The 19,250-nt window shown below is 62.9% G+C and carries 15 protein-coding genes; 6 read left to right on the plus strand and 9 right to left on the minus strand.

All coding sequences use genetic code 11. The features are described 5' to 3' along the window. Nucleotides 1-144 precede the first annotated feature (144 nt). Nucleotides 145-1,302 carry an acetylornithine deacetylase gene (argE, locus tag LB515_RS05160; protein ID WP_224706953.1) on the plus strand — a complete coding sequence of 386 codons (1,158 nt, stop codon included), beginning with the start codon at nucleotides 145-147 and terminating at the stop codon, nucleotides 1,300-1,302. Between the two features lie 6 nt (nucleotides 1,303-1,308). Here argE and LB515_RS05165 read toward each other — a convergent pair whose 3' ends face one another. The 5 genes from LB515_RS05165 to LB515_RS05185 are packed head-to-tail and all read right to left on the minus strand — an operon-like array spanning nucleotide 1,309 to nucleotide 6,214. Next, nucleotides 1,309-2,244 (minus strand): LysR family transcriptional regulator, encoded by a 936-nt coding sequence (locus tag LB515_RS05165; RefSeq protein WP_224706954.1) that lies wholly within the window; start codon nucleotides 2,242-2,244, stop codon nucleotides 1,309-1,311. Nucleotides 2,245-2,294: 50 nt separating this feature from the next. Next, a complete protein-coding gene (locus LB515_RS05170; protein ID WP_224706955.1) occupies nucleotides 2,295-3,785 on the minus strand; it encodes an aldehyde dehydrogenase in 1,491 nt (496 codons plus the stop codon). Between the two features lie 22 nt (nucleotides 3,786-3,807). Then, nucleotides 3,808-4,482, minus strand: coding sequence for a DUF1028 domain-containing protein (locus tag LB515_RS05175; protein ID WP_224706956.1), 675 nt, complete (start codon nucleotides 4,480-4,482; stop codon nucleotides 3,808-3,810). 5 nt (nucleotides 4,483-4,487) lie between these two features. Beyond that, a complete protein-coding gene (locus LB515_RS05180; RefSeq protein ID WP_224523308.1) occupies nucleotides 4,488-4,904 on the minus strand; it encodes a RidA family protein in 417 nt (138 codons plus the stop codon). A gap of 35 nt (nucleotides 4,905-4,939) precedes the next feature. Beyond that, the gene (locus LB515_RS05185; RefSeq protein WP_224706957.1) at nucleotides 4,940-6,214 is read right to left on the minus strand and encodes a flavin-containing monooxygenase; all 1,275 of its coding nucleotides are present in this window, start codon (nucleotides 6,212-6,214) and stop codon (nucleotides 4,940-4,942) included. A gap of 556 nt (nucleotides 6,215-6,770) precedes the next feature. On the opposite strand from LB515_RS05185, the gene LB515_RS28260 reads away from it, so the two are divergent. Next, nucleotides 6,771-8,189: a GMC family oxidoreductase gene (locus LB515_RS28260; protein ID WP_318012606.1), complete on the plus strand. Its 1,419-nt coding sequence runs from the start codon at nucleotides 6,771-6,773 to the stop codon at nucleotides 8,187-8,189. A gap of 82 nt (nucleotides 8,190-8,271) precedes the next feature. On the opposite strand, the gene LB515_RS05200 is transcribed toward LB515_RS28260, so the two are convergent. The 3 genes from LB515_RS05200 to LB515_RS05210 form a co-directional block, all read right to left on the minus strand. Beyond that, entirely contained in the window at nucleotides 8,272-9,030 is a 759-nt protein-coding gene (locus tag LB515_RS05200) for an ABC transporter ATP-binding protein (protein ID WP_210239545.1), read from the minus strand. Nucleotides 9,031-9,152: 122 nt separating this feature from the next. Continuing rightward, complete coding sequence (locus LB515_RS05205; RefSeq protein WP_140839372.1) at nucleotides 9,153-9,956, minus strand: ABC transporter permease; 804 nt, start codon at nucleotides 9,954-9,956, stop codon at nucleotides 9,153-9,155. Between the two features lie 134 nt (nucleotides 9,957-10,090). Further along, complete coding sequence (locus tag LB515_RS05210; protein ID WP_224706958.1) at nucleotides 10,091-11,074, minus strand: ABC transporter substrate-binding protein; 984 nt, start codon at nucleotides 11,072-11,074, stop codon at nucleotides 10,091-10,093. A 315-nt stretch (nucleotides 11,075-11,389) separates the two neighbouring features. Between LB515_RS05210 and LB515_RS05215 the strand changes: the two genes are divergently transcribed. Then, nucleotides 11,390-11,647 carry an SDR family oxidoreductase gene (locus LB515_RS05215; RefSeq protein ID WP_224706959.1) on the plus strand — a complete coding sequence of 86 codons (258 nt, stop codon included), beginning with the start codon at nucleotides 11,390-11,392 and terminating at the stop codon, nucleotides 11,645-11,647. Nucleotides 11,648-11,935: 288 nt separating this feature from the next. Next, the gene (locus LB515_RS05220) at nucleotides 11,936-13,018 is read left to right on the plus strand and encodes a site-2 protease family protein (RefSeq protein WP_224706960.1); all 1,083 of its coding nucleotides are present in this window, start codon (nucleotides 11,936-11,938) and stop codon (nucleotides 13,016-13,018) included. A gap of 459 nt (nucleotides 13,019-13,477) precedes the next feature. On the opposite strand, the gene LB515_RS05225 is transcribed toward LB515_RS05220, so the two are convergent. Further along, entirely contained in the window at nucleotides 13,478-14,395 is a 918-nt protein-coding gene (locus tag LB515_RS05225; RefSeq protein WP_224706961.1) for an MBL fold metallo-hydrolase, read from the minus strand. A 419-nt stretch (nucleotides 14,396-14,814) separates the two neighbouring features. Here LB515_RS05225 and LB515_RS05230 point away from each other — a divergent pair, with 419 nt between their 5' ends. Together LB515_RS05230 and LB515_RS05235 are read left to right on the plus strand one after the other, a co-directional pair. Next, a complete protein-coding gene (locus LB515_RS05230; RefSeq protein ID WP_224706962.1) occupies nucleotides 14,815-18,612 on the plus strand; it encodes a PAS domain-containing protein in 3,798 nt (1,265 codons plus the stop codon). Continuing rightward, nucleotides 18,609-19,250 carry a response regulator transcription factor gene (locus LB515_RS05235; protein WP_224706963.1) on the plus strand — a complete coding sequence of 214 codons (642 nt, stop codon included), beginning with the start codon at nucleotides 18,609-18,611 and terminating at the stop codon, nucleotides 19,248-19,250. The genes LB515_RS05230 and LB515_RS05235 overlap by 4 nt, the downstream gene beginning before the upstream one ends.

The following is a 19,250-nucleotide window of genomic DNA, read 5'->3' on the forward strand; positions in this document are numbered from 1 at the left end:
ACGGATTTCTTCTGTGCGGATTAGGACGCGCCTAATCGCCCTTGCATGGATCAGTCTCAGGTGAAGTAAGGCTGAGCCAAATGCGACTTCAGGACCGCCGCGGCGCGATGTAGAGAACGGCTGCGGCAACGGGACCGGACAGGAATGGACAGCGTCAGAATACTCGAGAGGTTGATCGCCTTCCCGACGGTGAGCCGCGACTCGAACCTCGACCTCATCGGCTATGCGGTGGACCTGCTTCAAGCAAACGGCATCGCCTCCCAGATCATCCACAGCGCCGACGGGCACAAGGCCAATCTTTTCGCCACGATCGGCCCGGCCGATAAGCCCGGCATCATGCTCTCCGGTCACACGGATGTCGTTCCCGTCGACGACCAGAACTGGACGCTGCCGCCATTCGCCATGACCGCGCGCGACGGCAAGCTTTACGGGCGCGGCGCGGCGGACATGAAGGGTTTCTTGGCCTGCGCGCTCGCGGCAAGCCTCAAGGCCTCGAAAATAGCGCTTCGCACGCCCTTGCATCTGGCGCTCTCCTACGACGAGGAGATCGGATGTCTCGGCGTCCGCGACCTGATCGAAATGCTAAGCGCGGCACCCCAACGCCCGCTGCTGTGCATCGTCGGCGAGCCGACCAACATGCAGGTGGCGACCGGGCACAAGGGCAAGCTTGCGGCGCGCGCCATCTGCAAGGGACGCGAAGGCCATTCGGCGCTTGCTCCGCTGGCACTCAACGCCATCCATCTCGGTTGCGATTTCGTGCGCGCGCTGCGCGACGAACAGGACCGGTTGGTCCGTGACGGCGCGCGCGACGGCGACTACGACATTCCCTACACGACCGTGCATGTCGGCAAGATCAATGCCGGCGTGGCGCTCAACATCGTGCCCAACCTTTGCGTCGTCGATTTCGAGATCCGCAACGTCGCCGCCGATGATGCCGCCGGCATTCTCGACAGGCTTCGCGGTGCCGCAGCGCGCATTGCGGCCGACGCCGCTTCGATCGCGCCCGAAGCCGCGATCGACATCGAGATCACTAACACCTATCCGGGCCTCGACACGCCGGTCGCTTCGGAAGCGGTCGCCTTCGTCAAATCGCTGACCGGCGCCAACGATACCATGAAGGTCGCGTTCGGCACGGAAGGCGGATTATTCAGCCGCGATCTCGGCACGCCGGCCGTCGTCTGCGGACCGGGCTCGATGGCGCAGGGGCACAAGCCGGACGAATTTGTCAGCGTCGAACAATTGCGGCGTTGCGACGAGATGCTGGAGAGGCTGCTGTCGCGGCTCGCCAACGGCTGGCCGTGACCCTCCTCATTTGACGATGCGTTCGGTGCCGAAGACGCCCTGCTCGACGACGAAGCGGCGACAGTGGTCGATGAAGGCTTGCACCGTCAGCGTGCGATGCTCGGCGTTCGGCAGCGCAATTCCCATTGTCAGCGGCCTGATGTCTCCCAGCAAGGGCACGAAGACCAGCAGCTTGCCGTCGGGCGACATGGTGTTGAGCGGCCGCATGTTGGCGATGCCGTAGCCGAAGCCATTGGCGACCATCGAGCGCATCACGGCGATGTCGCCGGTGCGCTCGGCGATTTTTGGCCGAAGTCCCTTGGGCTGGAAAGCCGAGAGGAAATATTCGCGGCTGTAGGGCAGATCGAGCAGCACCATCGGCTCATCGACCAGTTCCTCGGGGGTGATGCCCGTCCTCCCCGCCAGGCGATGCGCGGCCGGCAGCATCACGTAGGCGGGCAGTTGCATCAGCGGGTCGAATGTCATGTCCTGCGACAGTTCGAGATCGTAGGTCAGTGCTGCGTCTATTTCACCACGCTGCAGCATCTCGAACAATTGACCCTGGTTGCGCTCGAACTGCCGGACGCGCACATCCGGATAGGCGTCCTCGAATTTCCGGCGCAGCGCCGGCAGCACGATCTGCGCGAAAGTCAGCAGGCAGCCGATCGCCAGCGGTCCGCGCACCTTTTCAGCGATATCGCCGGCAATGTCGTGCAGCGCATCGGCATCGTTGAGCAGCCGCGCGGCTTCCTTGAGGAACAGGCGCCCGCCCGCCGTCAGGGCAAGCGCGTGCGAGTGCTTGCGCACGAAGAGCTGGACACCGAACTCCGCTTCGAGCTGGGCGATCGAAGCCGAGATCGACGGCGGCGAGACATTGACCTGCTCGGCCGCCTTGGCGATAGAGCCCGCCTCGCCGACGGCGACGAAGTACTCGAGTTGTCTGAGCGTGAAACGAAGCGGCATGGGCTTCTATGATGCCCGTTTGGTCGCTGCAATCAAGTCGCGGCCGCTCCTCAGTACTTGATCCAGGTGGTCTTCAGCGCGGTGTATTTGTCGAGCGCGTGCAGCGACAGATCGCGCCCGAAGCCGGACTGCTTGAAGCCGCCGAAGGGCGTCATCGGGCTCAGCGCGTCGACGGTGTTCACCGAAACCGTGCCCACCCGCAGTCTTTCCGCGATACGGTGTGCCCGCGACAGGCTGTCGGTCCAAAGCGATGCCGCAAGGCCGTAGACGCTGTCATTGGCAATCCGCAGCGCCTCCTCTTCGCTATCGAAGGCGATGACCGACAGCACCGGACCGAATATCTCGTCGCGGGCGAGCGGATCCTCGGGCGAGACATTGTCGAAGATCGTCGGCTGCACGAAGCTGCCGCGCCCGTCGACGGCCACCCGGCGGCCTCCGGCGACCAGCCGGGCTGACTTCCTGCCGCCATCGATAAAACGCATGACCGTCGCCGCATGCCGCGCATCCACCATCGCACCCATCCTGGATGCCGGGTCGAGGGGATCGCCGGGTTGCGTCGCCGCCGCGCGCTCGGCCAGTTTCTCGACCAGCGCGTCCTTGATGCCGCGCTCCACCAGAAGCCGGGAATTGGCTGAGCAGACCTGACCCTGGTTGAAGAAGATGCCGAAGGCGGCCATGTCGGCAGCCGCGTCCAGGTCGCCGCAATCCGCGAACACCAGATTGGGGCTCTTGCCGCCGGTCTCCAGCCAGACCTGCTTCATATTCGACTGGCCGGAATATTGCAGGAACAGCTTGCCGACCGCGGTCGACCCGGTGAAGGCGAGGCAATCCACATCCATATGCCGCCCAAGCGCCTGGCCGGCGGTCTCACCCAGGCCGGGCACAACATTGAGCACGCCGGCGGGCAGGCCCGCCTCCATAGCGAGTTCGGCCAGCCTGAGTGCCGAGAAAGGTGATTGCTCGGCCGGCTTCAGCACCACCGAATTGCCCGCCGCCAGCGCAGGCGCGCATTTCCAGGTGGCCATGTCGAGCGGGAAATTCCAAGGCACGACGGCGCCCACGACGCCAAGCGGCTCGCGCCGCACCAGAGCTAGGTCACCCTGGCCCGTCGGCGCCACTTCGTCATAGACCTTGTCGATCGCTTCGGCATACCACTGGAAGATCGCCGCCGAGCCCGGCACGTCGATGGTGGCGGCATCCTTGACCAGCTTGCCCATATCCAGCGATTCCAGCAGCGCGAGCTCCTGCAGGTTCTCGCGCAGCAACTCCGCCAGCCGCAGCAGCACCTGCTTGCGATGCTGGGGACTCGTTCGCGACCAGACGCCGGCCTCAAAACTGCGCCGCGCCGCCGCGACGGCGAAATCGATATCCTCCTCCCCGCAGGAGGCGACTTCGGCGAGCGTCGCTCCCGTGGCCGGATTGACGCTGGCGAAGGTCCGGCCGGAGCGCGCCGGCACCGGCTTGCCGTCGATGAACGCCTTGTCGCGGAAGCGAATCGCGGACGCCTTGCCGACCCACTCCTTGTGGCTGAGTTCGCTCATGCTCGCTCCAGAACTGGTCGGACTACTCGTCACCGGGGACGCCGTAGCTCGGCGCGTCGGACGGATTGAGGGCGCGGGTGACATAGGCATCGAGCTGTGGCTCGTAGATCTCCCACAGCGTTGCCAGCTGCTCGATCGGACACGCTTCGGTCCAGTCGCAACGCAGGTCGGCGACGGGCCAGGACACATCGCGGACCAGCCTCATGCCGGCGGAGCGGACAGGCCCCGCCTCGCCGCCGGCATGAAGCGCGGCGCGCATCGTGACGATCAGCCGGTCGCCGAGATGGCCTTCGGAAGCAAGGAAGGCGTCGACCATGGCACGCGGGATGCCGTCATTCGCGAGCAGGTTGCCTCCGCAGGCAACGTCCTCGCCGTGCGCCTCGGCCCAGATGCCGAGCGCTTTCGGCCCGGAGTGGATCGCGCTGACGCCTGCGGCGTCGACCGCCAGCACCTGACGGTATTCACTGAAGGCGGCCGTGCGCTTCAGGATCGCGACAGCCTCCGCGGCGGAGGCGCCGCGCGCCATCAATTCCAATGCCCGCGGCCCGAGTGTCGGGTCAGTGACGTTCTGGCTGGCGACCGCGCCGACGCCCGCCTGCGCATAGGCGCAACGCGCCGCGACCGCGGGAGACGACGACGACACCGCCACGCCGAACATGCCTGTGCGCCTGCAGCGCGCGACGATGGAGAAGGTCATGGCGCTTAGTCCGGAATGACGGCGGTGCCGTCGATCTCGACCAGCCATTCCGGCCGCGCCAGCGCCGACACGACCAGCCCGGTCGAAACCGGATGTACGCCCTTGATGTATTCGCCCATCGTCCGGTAGACGGCTTCGCGGTGGCGGACGTCGGTGATGTAGACCACCACCTTCACCAGATGCTCCATCGTGCCGCCGCACTCCTCGATGAGCTGCTTGATGTTCTGCATGACCTTATGGGTCTGCTCGACCGGATCGTGGCTGTCGATGTTCTTGGCGGTGTCGAGATCCTGCGGGCACTGGCCGCGCAGATAAACGGTGCGGCCGCCGCGCGTGACGACCGCCTGGCAGAGATCGTTGTCGAGCTTCTGCTCGGGATAGGTGTCCTTGGTGTTGAATTTGCGAATTCGCGTGTGCGCCATCTTGGTCTCCATGAGGGATCGGCTCGCAGCTTTGGTCAGGCGTCCACGGGCTCGCGCTTGGCGGCGGCGTGGTAGGCCAGATATTTGCGCTGCGTTGAAATACGGTCGGCCACGTGCTTGGCATCGTGCCAGACACCCCAGATGAAGCTCGAGCCTCTGCGCGACTGCCAGGGCAGACCCAGGAAATAGATTCCGGGCTCTGTCGAGACGCCGCGCTGATGCCTTGGTCGGCCCCTCTCGTCGAAAGCATCGACCTTCAGCCAGCTGTAGTCGACGGCGAAGCCCGTCGCCCAAATGATCGTCGCTACCCCGGCTTCGGCAAGATCGAGCTTGAGGATCGGATTGGTCACGCATTCCGGGTCGGGATCGATTTCGCGAAGATCAGGTTCTTCCGGAAGGTCGAGGCCATTGCGCTCGACATAGGCGTCGGCCTCGTCCAGCAGCGACATCAGGCTGGCATCGCCCCGGGCAATGTTCTTCGCAAGATCCGGCGCGAAACTCATCACGCCGTCCTGGTATGCCTTCGTCATGCCGACGAGCGTGAGCCCCTGCGCAGCCAGGCGGCGGAAGTCGATGGTTTCGCCGCCGCGCGCGCCGCTCACCGCGATCGTGACATGCTCCGTGCCGGGTCCCGGGGTTTCGAGATCCCATTTGCCGAGCACGCCCAGCCACCAGCAGAAGTCGCGCCCGCGATAGGCGCGCGGCGGCCGATCGTGCGGTCCGACCGAGAGATAGACGCGCCTGCCTGAGCGCTGCAGCTCATCGGCAATCTGCACGCCCGAGGATCCCGCCCCGACCACCAGCACCGCGCCCTTCGGCAATTGCGCCGGGTTGCGGTAGGCGCTGGAGTGGATTTGCAGGATGCCGGCATCGCCAGGAACGAGAGGCGGGATGACCGGGACCTGGAAAGGCCCGGTCGCGGCCACGACGTTGTTGGCTTCGATCACGCCATGCGAGGTCTCGACGCGAAATCCTGGACGGCCGACATTCCTCTGCACTAGTTTTACCTCCACGCCGCAGCGGATCGGCGCATTGATCTGCTTTGCGTAGGCGACGAAATAGTCGGCGACCTCCTCCTTGGAAGGAAAGCCGTCGGGACCCGTCACGGGAAACTCCATGCCCGGAAACCGGTCATGCCAGGCCGGGCCATTGGCGACCAAGGAGTCCCAGCGCTGCGAGCGCCAGCGCTCGGCGATCCGGCCGCGTTCGAGGACAAGATGAGGCACCCCGCATTTGCTCAGATGCTCACTCATGGCCACTCCAGCCTGGCCGCCGCCGACGACGAGCGTGTCTATCTTCTCAACCGACATGCTCAGTCCTCTTCTGACCATCCGACAGCTTCCGCCGCGCGGGATGAAAACGATCTCGGGCAGTTGGTGGATGTAGCCAGGCTCCGCCATCCGACCGCTTCTCTGCTGGCGCTCACAAGTAGCAGCACGTGGCGGCGGGCGCCCATAACGAATCTCCGAAGTCACGCGTAACCATTTCCGAATTTCTCGCACCGATGGCCGCACCTAGAGTCCCAGCGGTCGGATCGACAGCGCTGTAAGAGGTGGGGGCGGAGCCGGACATGCGTCCGCGCGGAACTGGTTCCGGAACAAGGATACGCCTTCGCGGCGGCCTGTTCTGCCATGCCTCGAGCGCCGGCATTCTCGAGGGGCTGGGCATGAAAACTGAAAGCTTTGACTACATCGTCGTTGGCGCCGGCTCGGCCGGTTGCGTGGTCGCCAATCGGCTGAGCGCCGATCCGTCGGCCACAGTGTGCCTGATCGAGGCCGGCGGCAGCGACAACAGTCTGCGCGTCAAGGTGCCGGCGGGCATCCTCTCGCTCTACGGCAACCCGAACTACGACTATTTTTCGTCGGCGTGCCGCAGCCCCGCCTCAACAACCGCAGCATTCCGGTCAACCGCGGCAAGGCGCTGGGCGGATCGAGCTCGATCAATTCGATGGTCTATATTCGCGGCGCCGCCCAGGACTATGACGAGTGGGCCGAACTCGGCTGCGCCGGCTGGGCTTATGACGATGTGCTGCCGGTATTCAAGAAATTGGAGCGCAACCTGCTTGCCCAGGACCCACGCTATCACGGCAGCGACGGCGAGCTTTTGGTCGACAATCCCCGTGATCCGAACGAGCTTTCCGCCATGTTCGTGAAAGCTGGCGCAAGCGCCGGTCTGCCTGCCAACACCGACTTCAATGCCGCAAGCCAGTTCGGCCTCGGGATCTACAACGTCACGCAGGATCGTGGACAGCGCTTCAGCAGCTTCAGCGCCTTCATGCGTCCCGTCCTCGATCGCAAGAACCTGACGCTGCTCAGCCAATGCGAGGTGATCGACCTCGTCATCGCCGGGGGTCGCGCCACGGGAATGCGCGTGCGGCACGAGGGCCGGCAGAAGCTGCTCTCTGCCAATCGCGAGATCGTGCTTTCGGCCGGCGCCATCAACTCGCCCAAGATCCTGATGGCGTCCGGCATCGGGCCGGCAGCCGAGCTCAAGCAGATCGGCATCACGCCCGTCCTCGACCTGCCGGGCGTCGGCAAGAACCTACAGGACCATGTCGACGGCATGATCACCGTGCGGTCCAGAAGCACCAGGACGCTCGGCCTGTCGCTTGCCAACCTGCCCCGTATCGCGGCGGCACCCTTCCAGTATTTCGCCCGCCGCAAGGGCATGCTCACCACCAACTATGTCGAAGCCGGTGGCTTTGCGAAGACCAAGCACGCGAACGGCCTGCCCGACATTCAGTTCCATTTCGTGCCGGGTTATCGCAGCCATCGCGGCAGGCTGATCGAATACGGCCACGGCTACGCCATTCACACCTGCGTGCTTCGGCCGAAAAGCGCGGGCGAGATCAGGCTGTCACGCGACAATTCTCGCCGCGACGTCCTGATCGACCACCGCTTTTTCACGCATGAAGACGACGCCATGGTGCTGGTGGAGGGCATCAAGATCGCGCGCCGGATTTTTGCCTCGTCCGAGTTCGACGCGGTGCGCGGCCAGGAGATGCTGCCGGGCAAGGATGTCCGAACCGACGACGAGATCCTGGCCTATCTGCGCGCCGAGGCGCTGACCGTCTATCACCCGGTCGGAACCTGCAAGATGGGAACGGACGACATAGCCGTCGTCGATCCGGCGACACTCAAGGTGCGAGGCGTGGACGGACTCCGGGTCGCCGATGCCTCCGTCATGCCGAAGCTGATCGGCGGCAACACCAACGCGCCAAGCATGATGATCGGGCAAAAGGCTTCGGAGATGATCCTCGGCCCGGCGCGCAACGGCGAAAGGTAGAGGCCGTCTCACCCTTCAACATCGGGGCAGATGGGCGTTCAGCACTGCTGGACTGCCTCGACTTTTGCTCTTGGAATTGCGCTCAGTGATCCTCGTCGATCTCGTCGTGCAGAAGGCCAAGGATACGGCGCTTGAGCGCGATGAAGTCGGGTTCGAGGATGACGTCCATCGAACGCGGCCGTGGGATGTCGACTTTGATCTCGGCCTTGATCTTGCCGGGCCTTGCCGTCATCACCAGAACGCGGTCGCCGAGCACCAGCGCCTCGTCGATATCATGAGTGACGAAGAGCACCGTCTTCTGCTGCCGCTCCCAGACGCGCAGAAGCAGCTTCTGCATGGTGCCGCGCGTCTGGCTGTCGAGCGCGCCGAACGGCTCGTCCATCAACAGGACAGCCGGGTCATTGGCCAGGGCGCGCGCGATCGCCACGCGCTGCTTCATGCCGCCCGACAACTGGGCGGGGTAGTGGTCCGCAAAGGACGCGAGGCCGACCTCGTTGAGATACTGGTCGACGATCTGCTTGCGCTGCTCCGCAGGCAGCCCCTTGCGCTTCGGCCCGTATTCGATGTTGGCGCGCACCGTGAGCCACGGGAACAAGGTGTAGCTCTGGAAGACCATGCCTCTGTCGGCGCCGGGTTCGATCACTTCCCGGCCGTCGACCTTGATGCTGCCCGAGGTCGCGTCATTGAGGCCGGCGGCGAGGTAGAGCAGGCTGGATTTGCCGCATCCCGAAGGACCGACGATCACGCAGAATTCGTTCTTGGCCACCTTCAGCGACACATCGTCCAGCGCCAGCACGCCATTGGCATCGCCATAGCGCAATGTCACGTCCTCGATGGCCATCGTGGTGCCGGCCGAGCGCGGATCGCCGGCCGCATGGGCCGTGCCGGCCAAATTGTTCGCCTTGACGGTTTCGGTCATCACTACCCTTGATCCGGCTGCGTTTTGCGAGGATGCGTTCAAGATCAAGGTGCCCATGGCGCGACCCTTGCCCGGAGAATGCGGAATGCCGTGTCGGTGATCAGGCCCAGAAGCCCGATTGCGGCGATCGCCATGAAGATCACATCCACCTGGAAGCCGCGCATTGCCTTGAGGCTGATATAGCCGAGGCCGCTCGACGCGGCGACGAGCTCGGCAACGACCAGATAGGTCCAGGCCCAACCCATGGTGACGCGAAGCGTGTCGAGGATCGCCGGAAGCGCTGCGGGGAAAATGACGTGCCACACCGCTTCTGAGCGCTTGGTGCCCAAAGTGTAGGAGGCGTTGACCAGGTCCCTGGAGACGCTGCGGGCGCAGTCGGAGATCATCACCAGCTGCTGGAAGAACGTGCCGAAGAAGATGACCGCTATGCGCTGTTCGATGCCGATGCCGATCCAAAGGATGAACAGCGGCACGAAGGAGGTCACCGGCAGGTAGCGGATGAAGTTGACCAGCGGCTCCAGCGGCGCCTGCACCGCCCGGTAGGTGCCCATCCACAGTCCCAGCGGCACCGCGATCAGTGACGACACGATGAAGCCCAGGATGACCACTTTGGCGCTGGTCAGCGTGTGGTAGAAGAGGCTGCCGTCGAGCGACATGCGGTAGGCCGTCTCGAGCACGGTTCCGGGCGTCGGCAGGAACATGTTCGGCACGACGCGGCCATAGGACAGCAAGGCCCAGCCGCCGATCACGACGACCCACATCGCCAAAGCGAGCGTGGTTGCCGTGCTGGCGGGGATATTGGCGAATGGAGTCGTCAGGCGCGTCCACGCCGTCCGCCTTTGTGCCATAAGATGGCCTCCGTGATTTAAGCGCGAAGCTGAAGCTTTCGGGAAAAGGGAGGCCGGCCCCGGAGAGGCCGACCCGATCCGGCTTTGGGAAGATGGGACCGGCCCGGCCGGGCGGGCCCCGCCATTCCGATGGCTCACTGTTCCTTGATGAAATCGGTGTCGAGGATGGTTTTCGAGTCGATCGTCATCTTGAGCTTGCCGGCCTTGCCCCAGACGTCCTGCGCGAAGTTCACCAGGTCGGCCGCTTCGCTCTTCTGCGGCGTGCCGAAGAATTCCAGGTTGCGGGCGCGGTCGTAGTAGCGCACGCCCTTGGCGCCGGCCGCGAAATCCTCAGGCTTCTCGAGATAGCCGCCAATGCCCTTGGCCATGATCTCATAGGCCTTGTCCGGGTTGGTCTTGATGTATTCGACCGCCTTGTAATAGCCCTTGACGAGGGCCTTCACGTCCTCGGGGTGCTTCTCGATCAGGTCGCATTTGAGCGCGATCACATCGACGATCAGGCCGGGCGTGGTCGTGGAGTCGATCAGCACCTTGCCCTTGCCGCCCTTGCGGACTTCGGTGAGGTGCGGCTCCCAGGTCACCGCGGCGGGAACCTGTCCGGCGATGAAGGCCGTCGCGGCGTCATCGGCGGTCATGTTGGTGACGCTGACATCGTCCTCGGTCATGCCTTCCTTTTTCAGGAGCACATTGAACCAGAATTCGGAAACGGAGCCCTCGTTCAGGGCGACGGGCTGGCCCTTCAGATCCTTGAGCGACTTGACGTCGGCCTGCGTGACGACGCCGTCGCCGCCATGGCTGTCGTCGAGCGCCACGACATATTTGAAGCAGAGCTCGTCGGAGCGGTATTTCATAAGCTCGTCGACGGTGGAGGCAGCGCCGTCGAGATCGCCGCCGGCAACCGCCGCCATGTAAAGCGCCGATTCTTCGATGACCTTCAGGTCGACATCGACGCCGGCCTCCTTGAAATAGCCGAGGTCGCGGGCGAGAAACAGTGGCCCATAACCCACCCAGGTGGTCATGCCGAGGCGAATGGTGCCGGCATTGGCGGGAGCGGCAAGCCCCAGGCTGAGCAGGCCTGCGCTGACCGCCGTCATCAGGCAATTGCGGAATGTCTTCATTGTCGTGGTTCCCCATGGCTGTTGCCGGCATCGGCCCCTTTCAAGCGGCCTATGCCAGGCGGCGTTTTGCGGCCGCTCTCTTGTTATGCGTCGCCTCCCGGGCGCGCCTTATGTGTTCTAGACCTGCAAAAGAGCATCCGGGCCGGATCGCCAAAAGAAGTCTTTTTCTGTCCTTTGCTTCGCCGAAACCGAAGCAGCGGCGATCTTGGCTCACTTGTAAAGCGAAGCAGCGAAGGAGCCTGGCCGACAGGCCGACATCATGACTGGAAGCTTTTGAGATGGATCAGCGACTTTCCAAGCGTCGCGGGTCTTGAGATGCCGATTGATTCCCTTGAGACGCCGACGCAGGCTTTTCGAGCAGCAATGTATTTTTTGCCGGTCATCTGTTCAACAAGATATCCGCTGCTGACGCTGGAGGCCTGGAACAAAACCATCGCCGTCAACCTGACCAGCGTGATGCTCAGCGTGCGCGCCTTCCGCCCGACAATGCGCGATGGCGGCGCGATCGTGCTCTTGTCAAGCCCGGCAAACCTTTCCCTAAGCGCCATGACAGTGGCTAGATCAGCTTCTTGAATCAACTTTGGCGAACTGCTTCGTAATCCCTTGGCGAATAACGATTTTGTCAGTCGCCGAGGGTCATCTTTTTCTACAGGAAATCAATACGTTAGCGGCTGGTTCGCCAACCCATTTCCTTCGTATTCTCTCGTACGGTCTGGCGAACCCAAGGACCAGAAGGAGGACTAGTCTTTCTTGCGGGTTCTCTTCATCCTACAAAAGGGTCGATGAACCCGTGACGAACACGGCAAACGGGGGCACGCTCGGCGATCGCGGCCTGCTTGCCGACCCCGACGGAGTCACATCATGCAGTGGTCCTACCCGATCCTCCGTGTCGGCGGCACCGAGATCCGCATCCACCTGACCTTCCTCCTGCTGCTTGCCTGGATCGGCATCGCCTATTTCCAGGAGGGTGGAACGCCGGCTGCGATAGAGGGCGTCGGCTTCATCAGCGCCGTGTTCGCCTGCGTGGTATTGCATGAGCTCGGCCATGCCGCCGCCGCTAGTCGCTACGGCATCCGAACGCCAAAGATCACGCTCTTGCCGATAGGCGGCGTCGCGGAGCTGGAGCGCCTACCCGAGAAGCCGTCGGAAGAGATCGTCGTGGCGGTCGCCGGTCCTCTGGTCAATGTCATCATTGCCGCTTTCCTCGTCGTCGCGCTCGGGACCACTGTCGGTATCGACGCGCTGACGTCGATGGATAACCCCCATGTCGCCTTTGTAGCTCGCCTCGCCGCCGTCAATATCTGGCTGGTCCTGTTCAACCTTATTCCGGCCTTTCCGATGGACGGCGGGCGCGTGCTGCGCGCCTTGCTCGCCACGCGCTACAACCGTCTGCGCGCGACGGAGATTGCAGGGACCGTCGGCCAGTTCGCCGCCTTCGCCTTCGGCTTCATCGGTCTCGTCGCCGGCAACGTGCTGCTCATATTTGTTGCGATCTTCGTCTACCTCGCCGCCACTGCGGAAACGCAGGCGATGGGGCTTGAGGCGGCGGCGCGTGCCGTCAACGTCCGCGACGTCATGATCAGCCGGTTCGAAAGCATGCCGGCGACCGCGACCCTCGACGAGGCGGCACAGGCCCTGTTGCGCACGACGCAGCACGAGTTCCCAATCGTCGACGGTTCCGGCAGGCTGCGCGGCGTTCTGAGCCGTCAAGGGCTCGTCGCCGGCCTGCAGCAACGCGGCGGTCAGGCTCCTGTGATCGAGGCAATGGTCGCAAATATCCCGGTGGTTCGCGACCACGAGAAGCTCATCAAGGCGCTCGAGCCCCTGAAGAATGGAGCTGCACCTGCCGTCGGCGTGGTGGATGCCGAGGGCCGCTTGATCGGCTACGTCATCATCGAAAACATCGGCGAGCTCATGCTGCTGCGCAGCGCCATCGCAGGCTGACGGATCTCGGTCGGGTCGCGCCCATGGATAGACGGCTAGAGCAATTCCAGGAAAAGCGTGAGCGGTTTTCCGTCCGGAATTGCGTCGAAACAAGAAGATAGAGCGGTTCGCCGTTTCCGTGAAACGGTGAAACGCTCTGGCGGTGAGATGCACTTGCGCCGGCCACCCCGTTTCGGGAGCTCGCGCGCTCCTTTTGTCCAAAAACACTGATCCGCAGGCCGGACGTTACCCCGGCGGCTATCCATTCTTGCCAGCCGGCGCGCGTCACCAGGCGATCGTTGGCGTGGCCTAGAGCGGCTTCGCCAGGAGCGGAACGCCCCTCTGCGGACCGGAATGCATGTAGCGATGGCGCACCATGATCTCCAGTTAGGTGATGCGAATGCCCGAGGTTGCAGGAAAAACCAGGGCGCGAACTCATTAACGCTACGCGCCCTGATTTAGGCCCAACCCAACATGCGGTCAGTAATCCCAGAAGACCGGCACCCAACGAAAGACGTCGCCGTCAACCGCCACATGGCCCACGGAGGGGAACGGCATGTGGGTGGCCACCAGCAGCTCTCCGGTCTCCGCCAGCTCCCGCAAAAGTCGCGCCCGAACGCGAGCGGCCTCCTCGGGGTCGTGCTCGAACCCGTTGTACCAGTCGGGGTGTTCGAATCCGACCGCGAACACGGCGTCGCCAGCAAACATCAGTCGGTCTTTGCCGGACGCGACGCGCACTATGCTGTGCCCAGGGGTGTGACCGCCCGTTCGAAAGACGACCACGCCCGGCGCCACCTCGTATTCCTCATCGAACAGGTGCAGCTTGCTCTCATACTCTTTCCTGAACCGCTTGGCGGTTGCCCGAAGCGCGTCCGGGAACCCGGGCGGCATTGAGACGCGGGAGAAATCGGGCGACTCCCAGAACTTGACCTCGGCGGTCGCCACGTGGATCCGCAGGTCTGGACGCAGCCGCTCTTTCACCCCATCGACGAGCAGCCCGCCAACATGGTCCATGTGCATGTGGGTAAGCACCACGTCGGTCACGGATCCAAGATCGATGCCGGCGGCCTCCAGTCGCTTGATCAACTGACCGGCCCGCGGCAAGTTCAACTCTGGGTCCAATCCTAGCCCAGCATCGATGAGTATGGTCTGCCGGCCGCTGCGCACCACAACCGCGTTCAGCGCCCAGTCGAAAGCGTCCGGCGGCAGGAACATGTCGTTTAGCCAGGCCGCATGCACGGTGGGGTCGGCGTTGTATCCCAACATGTTGGTTGGAAGCGGTAGCACTCCATCGCTGACCACCAGCACTTCGATCTCGCCGACTCGCACCGCATAGCGAGACGGAACCAACTCTTCGGGCTCCGTTCTGTGCGGGTGTGAGGTTTTGTCTAGCATCATGTTTGTCTCCTGCTGACCGCCGCCTTACACGCGGCATCGACGACGTACATCGAGGCGTGTTTTCGGTCGATTGTGTCTTGGGAGAGGGCGACCCACACCACGGGATAGGTTGCGGGGCATCGAAATGAACGACCGACGCGTCGGCTTCTTTTGCCAGCCAATGGCGACCCGCTTAGACAAGCACGCGACCAACTGCTTGCCTAAGTATCCCTTCAACCCGATTGCTTGAACCCTCACTCGGGAAGTCGAGCAGCCTTGTCCGCAACGCAGGATCGGCCGCACCTCATGGATTTCCATGAGGTGCGGCCAAGGCATGGCCAGATTAAGCTGGCAAGCCAATTCGCCACCCAGATATCCAAGAATGAGTGCTATACGAGCGCTGACGGTCTCCGGCTTTTTGCTTCCGGTAGGAGAAGACAATGACGACAGCGTTTAAGTCCATTGGCGGAATCGACTTCGAAGCGCTGCGAGCGGCTCGGATCATCGAAGGCGTGGTCGGCACCGCGTGGGCGACAGACGCCTCCGGGACATTCACCTACGTGACGCCTGGTGCGCTGACGCTTCTCGGCACAACGCTGGAGGAACTCAACTCGCCTTCGGAAGAAGGCGCGGTCGGTTGGAAGCGAATAATCCATCCGGACGATTACGACGGCGCCGTCACGATATGGCGCCGCTGCCTGCAAACTGGTGACCACTATAATGTCGTGCATCGCATATTGCGCGCCAGTGGCGCTTACGGTTGGAGCAGGAGTTCGGGGCAGCCGTTGCGCGACAGCACAGGTCGTATCCTTGCATGGTACGGTGCACTGATCGACGGTGATGTTCCGTCCGCGGCCAAGGAACGATTCGCTGACGTCATCAGTGATACGCTCGAAAGCAAAGCCGTTTCCGATGCTCCGCATTGGCTGAGCCTTGTCCATCCGGATGACCGGACTGCCGCAGCTCACGCTGCCGCCCGCGCCTTCTGGACGGGCGTTCCTCAGGTGACGAGGCATCGGCAACTCCAGGCCGACGGTAGTTATCGCTGGAACGAGACGCGGTCAGAACCGGGCTACAGTGTGAGTGTCGACATCGACGATCTGGTGACGGATAGGGAGGCACTCGCCTCGGCAGGATTGGACCCATCGGTAGAAAGCGAGGCTGAACCCATTCGATCGGCGAAGGTTGTCGAGAGCATATTCGGCAACGGATGGGCATTCGACGCGGCCGGCAGATGGATTTACCTGCACCCGTTTGCACAGAATTCTCTTGGGGTGACGTTGGAAGAACTGAACGCGTCTTTGGACGAGGGGCATACCGCCTGGAAGCGTCTGCTTCATCCGGACGACTATGAGCAGATCGCAGCCACATGGCGCCACTGCCTAGAGACAGGCGATCACTTCAATGTCGAGTTTCGCTTTCGGCGCGCGAGCGGCATCTATGTCTGGGCTCGAGCAGCCGCGCGGCCAGCACACGACAGCCGTGGTCGTATCGTGGGATGGTATGGCATTGCACTCGACAATGACGTCTACAAAAAGACCGTGGCGGCGCTGCGTGGCCGGGAGCGGGAACTTTCTCAGCTCGTCGACATGGTCCCGGTCCAGATCAGGCGTCTGACACCCGAAGGTGAGCCGATCTTCTTCAATAAACGCTTGCTCGACTTCTTCGGACTGAACGACGTGGCGCAGTTGGACAGGCCGGGAATGAGCCGGATGGCGGCAGCCATCCAGTCTCTCGTCCATCCGGAAGATGCTGCCCGCCTTTTGAAAAGGCTCCATCATTCCTTGGCTACCGGCGAGCCCCACTCGATGAAGTATCGCATGCGTCGAGCGGACGGCGCCTACCGCTGGGTGGATGGTCGCTGGGAGCCGGTTCGTGATCATAGCGGCGCGATCGTACAATGGTATGCAATTTCCATCGATATCGACGATGAGATGCGCGCCCAGGAAGCATTGCGCGACCGGGAGCGGGAACTCTCGCAACTTGTCGATATGGTGCCGAGCTTCCTCTGGCGCCTGTCTGCGTCGGGCGAGCCGGTCTTCTTCAGCAAGCGAATGGTCGAGTTTCTCGGTCTCGACGTGGGAGAATACGAAAATGCGGTGGGAAATGGTCTGACAGCCGCCATAGCGGCGATCGTGCATCCCGACGACGCGGCCAAGCTGGAAGCTGCGCTCAACCATTCCATCATCACCGGCGAGAGCTTCTCCCTGAACTATCGCCTGCGTCGTGCCGACGGTGTCTTTCGCTGGATGTCGGGTCGTGCGGAACCGATGCGAAACGAGGATGGGACCGTCGTCCAATGGTACGGTCTTTCGCACGACATCGACGACCAGGTGAGGGCCGAAGAAGCGCTGCAGGCCAGCAAGCGACAGCTGGAGCAGATGATTGACGCCCTGCCCTTGAATATCCTGAGCTTCGCCCCTTCAGGCCGGATCACCTACACCAGCAAGCGATATCTGGAGAAGGTCGGTTCACCACCCAGGCATATCGAGGACTTCGATGCCCTGGCTCGGGACCTGGCCCACCCTGAAGACTTTCCGACGATGTTCCGGAGGGCGTCGGATGGCTTTGCGACCGGCCAGCCTTTCGTGAACCGGTTTCGTCGGCGCGAGAAGGATGGCGTCTACCGCTGGATAGAAGCACGAGCGCAGCCGTTACGGGACGCCGATGGCGCGATCGCGCAATGGTATATGGCTTCAATCGACATCGAAGACGAGATGCGGGCGCAGGAGGCGTTGCGCGAAAGAGAGCGCGAACTTCAACAACTTGTCGATGCCTTGCCGGTCCACATCTGGAGCTGGACGCCCGATGGCAAGCTGGCCTACGTCAACAGGCGGTCTTTGGAGGATCTCGGCATCTCCGGGGCGAGCTTCGAAAATTTCACCAGGGTGGCGCAAGAGCTGGTTCACCCCGAAGATGCTCCCAAGGTGCTGGCTACGTCGGCCAACTGCCTCAAAACCGGCAACTCCTTCATCATGCGATATCGCCGGCGTTGGAAGGACGGCAATTATCGCTGGATAGAGGGGCGTTGCGAGCCTCTGCGCGACCGAGACGGAACGATCGTGCAATGGTACCAAGTTTCCATCGACATCGACGATGAGATGCGCGCGCAGGTGGCGCTGCGCGAGAGAGAACGTTCGCTGTGGCAGCTGGTTGAAACGCTGCCGGTGATGATCGACTGCGCCGCGCCGAATGGCGAGCCGATATATCGCAGCCGTCAGCTCCGCGAATTCCTCGGATATGAGTTGGAGTCACTGGACGGCAAGGGAAAGTCGCGCCTGGCCCGCACACTCGACGAAGGTGTTCATCCTGACGACTTGGCGGGCGTCAAAACGAACTATGCTCATTCGTTGACCACTGGCGAACCGTATGCGCGGAGGCACCGTCTGCGGCGCTTCGATGGCGAATATTGCTGGGTCGATACGCGCGCAGCGCCGATGCGCAATGCCGAAGGAGCGATTGTTCAGTGGAACGTCGTCTGTCTGGACATCGATGGTGAAGTTCGAGCGCAAGAAGAGCTGCGTCTGGCGCAAGAGAGACTTGCACGTGCGAGCCAGGCGGCGAGTCTTGCTGAGCTTTCGGCCTCTATCGCGCATGAAGTGAACCAGCCTCTGGCGGCCGTCGTCGCCAACTCGTATGCCTGCCAGCGCTGGCTCACGGCCGAACCGCCAAATATCGAGCGGGCCCAGAAGACGGTCGAGCGCATCATCCGGGATGCCAACTCGGCGGCGGATGTCGTCAGCCGCATCCGCGCCTTGTTCAAGCAGTCCGCGGACGCGATGGCCTATACAACACTTGGCAGCGTCATCGCGGAGGCGCGCGACCTCATCGCTGAAGAGGCGGCGCGGCGTCGTGTTCGTATGGACATCGATGTCGAAAACGACCTTCCTGTCGTCGCGCTCGATCGGGTGCAGATTCAGCAGGTTCTGGTGAACCTCATCCGCAACGGCATGGACGCGATGGACTCTGTTGCGGGCGACAGAGTTCTTGGACTTCGCGTGCGCCGGGTAAGGGATGCGATCCAGATCGAAATCAGCGATCGTGGCCCGGGCATCGAGTTTCCCGACCGAATATTCGAGCCGTTCTTTACGACGAAAGAGCACGGCATGGGCATGGGCCTCGCGATCTGCCGTTCGATCGTCGAGTCCCACGGCGGACGGTTATGGGTGGAGAAGAACGAGCCGCACGGAACGACGTTCGTCTTTACAATGCCCGTTGAAATGAAAGCGGCAGCATGACGACCTACAACCACATGGTCTTCATCGTCGATGACGACGTGCGCATCCGGGAAGCGCTTGGTGAGCTTCTGGAGTCGCACGGCATGCGCGCCATCGCGTTCGGATCGGCCGGCGACTATGTCCTGGCGGAAAAGCCGGACGTCCCCGCCTGCCTCATCCTCGATGTGGAATTGCCGGACATCAACGGCCTCGATCTGCAGAAGCAGATCGCCGAGGGCGATCATCCGCCGATCGTCTTCATAACAGGGCACGGCGACATCCCATCCTCGGTGCGCGCGATCAAACACGGCGCCGTGGACTTCCTGACAAAGCCTTTCAGTGACGCCGACCTCATGGCCGCAATCCAGACGGCGATCGCCCAGGATCGGGAAAGGCGATCGGAGCGCGCCGAACTCATCATGTTGAGGCAACGCTATCTGGAGCTCACGCCGCGCGAGCGCGACGTGCTGCCGCTTGTCGTGAGTGGTCTCCTCAACAAACAGGCCGCGGCTGAGTTGGGGATCAGCGAGGTTACGTTGCAGATCCATAGAAGGAACGTGATGCAGAAAATGATGGCGGCGTCGCTCGCCGATCTCGTGCGCATGGCGGAACGATTGGAGATACCGATTACCCACTCTCGACGAGCGGGAGGGAGCTGA

Source organism: Mesorhizobium sp. CA15 (genome assembly GCF_020165215.1).
Lineage (GTDB): Bacteria > Pseudomonadota > Alphaproteobacteria > Rhizobiales > Rhizobiaceae > Mesorhizobium.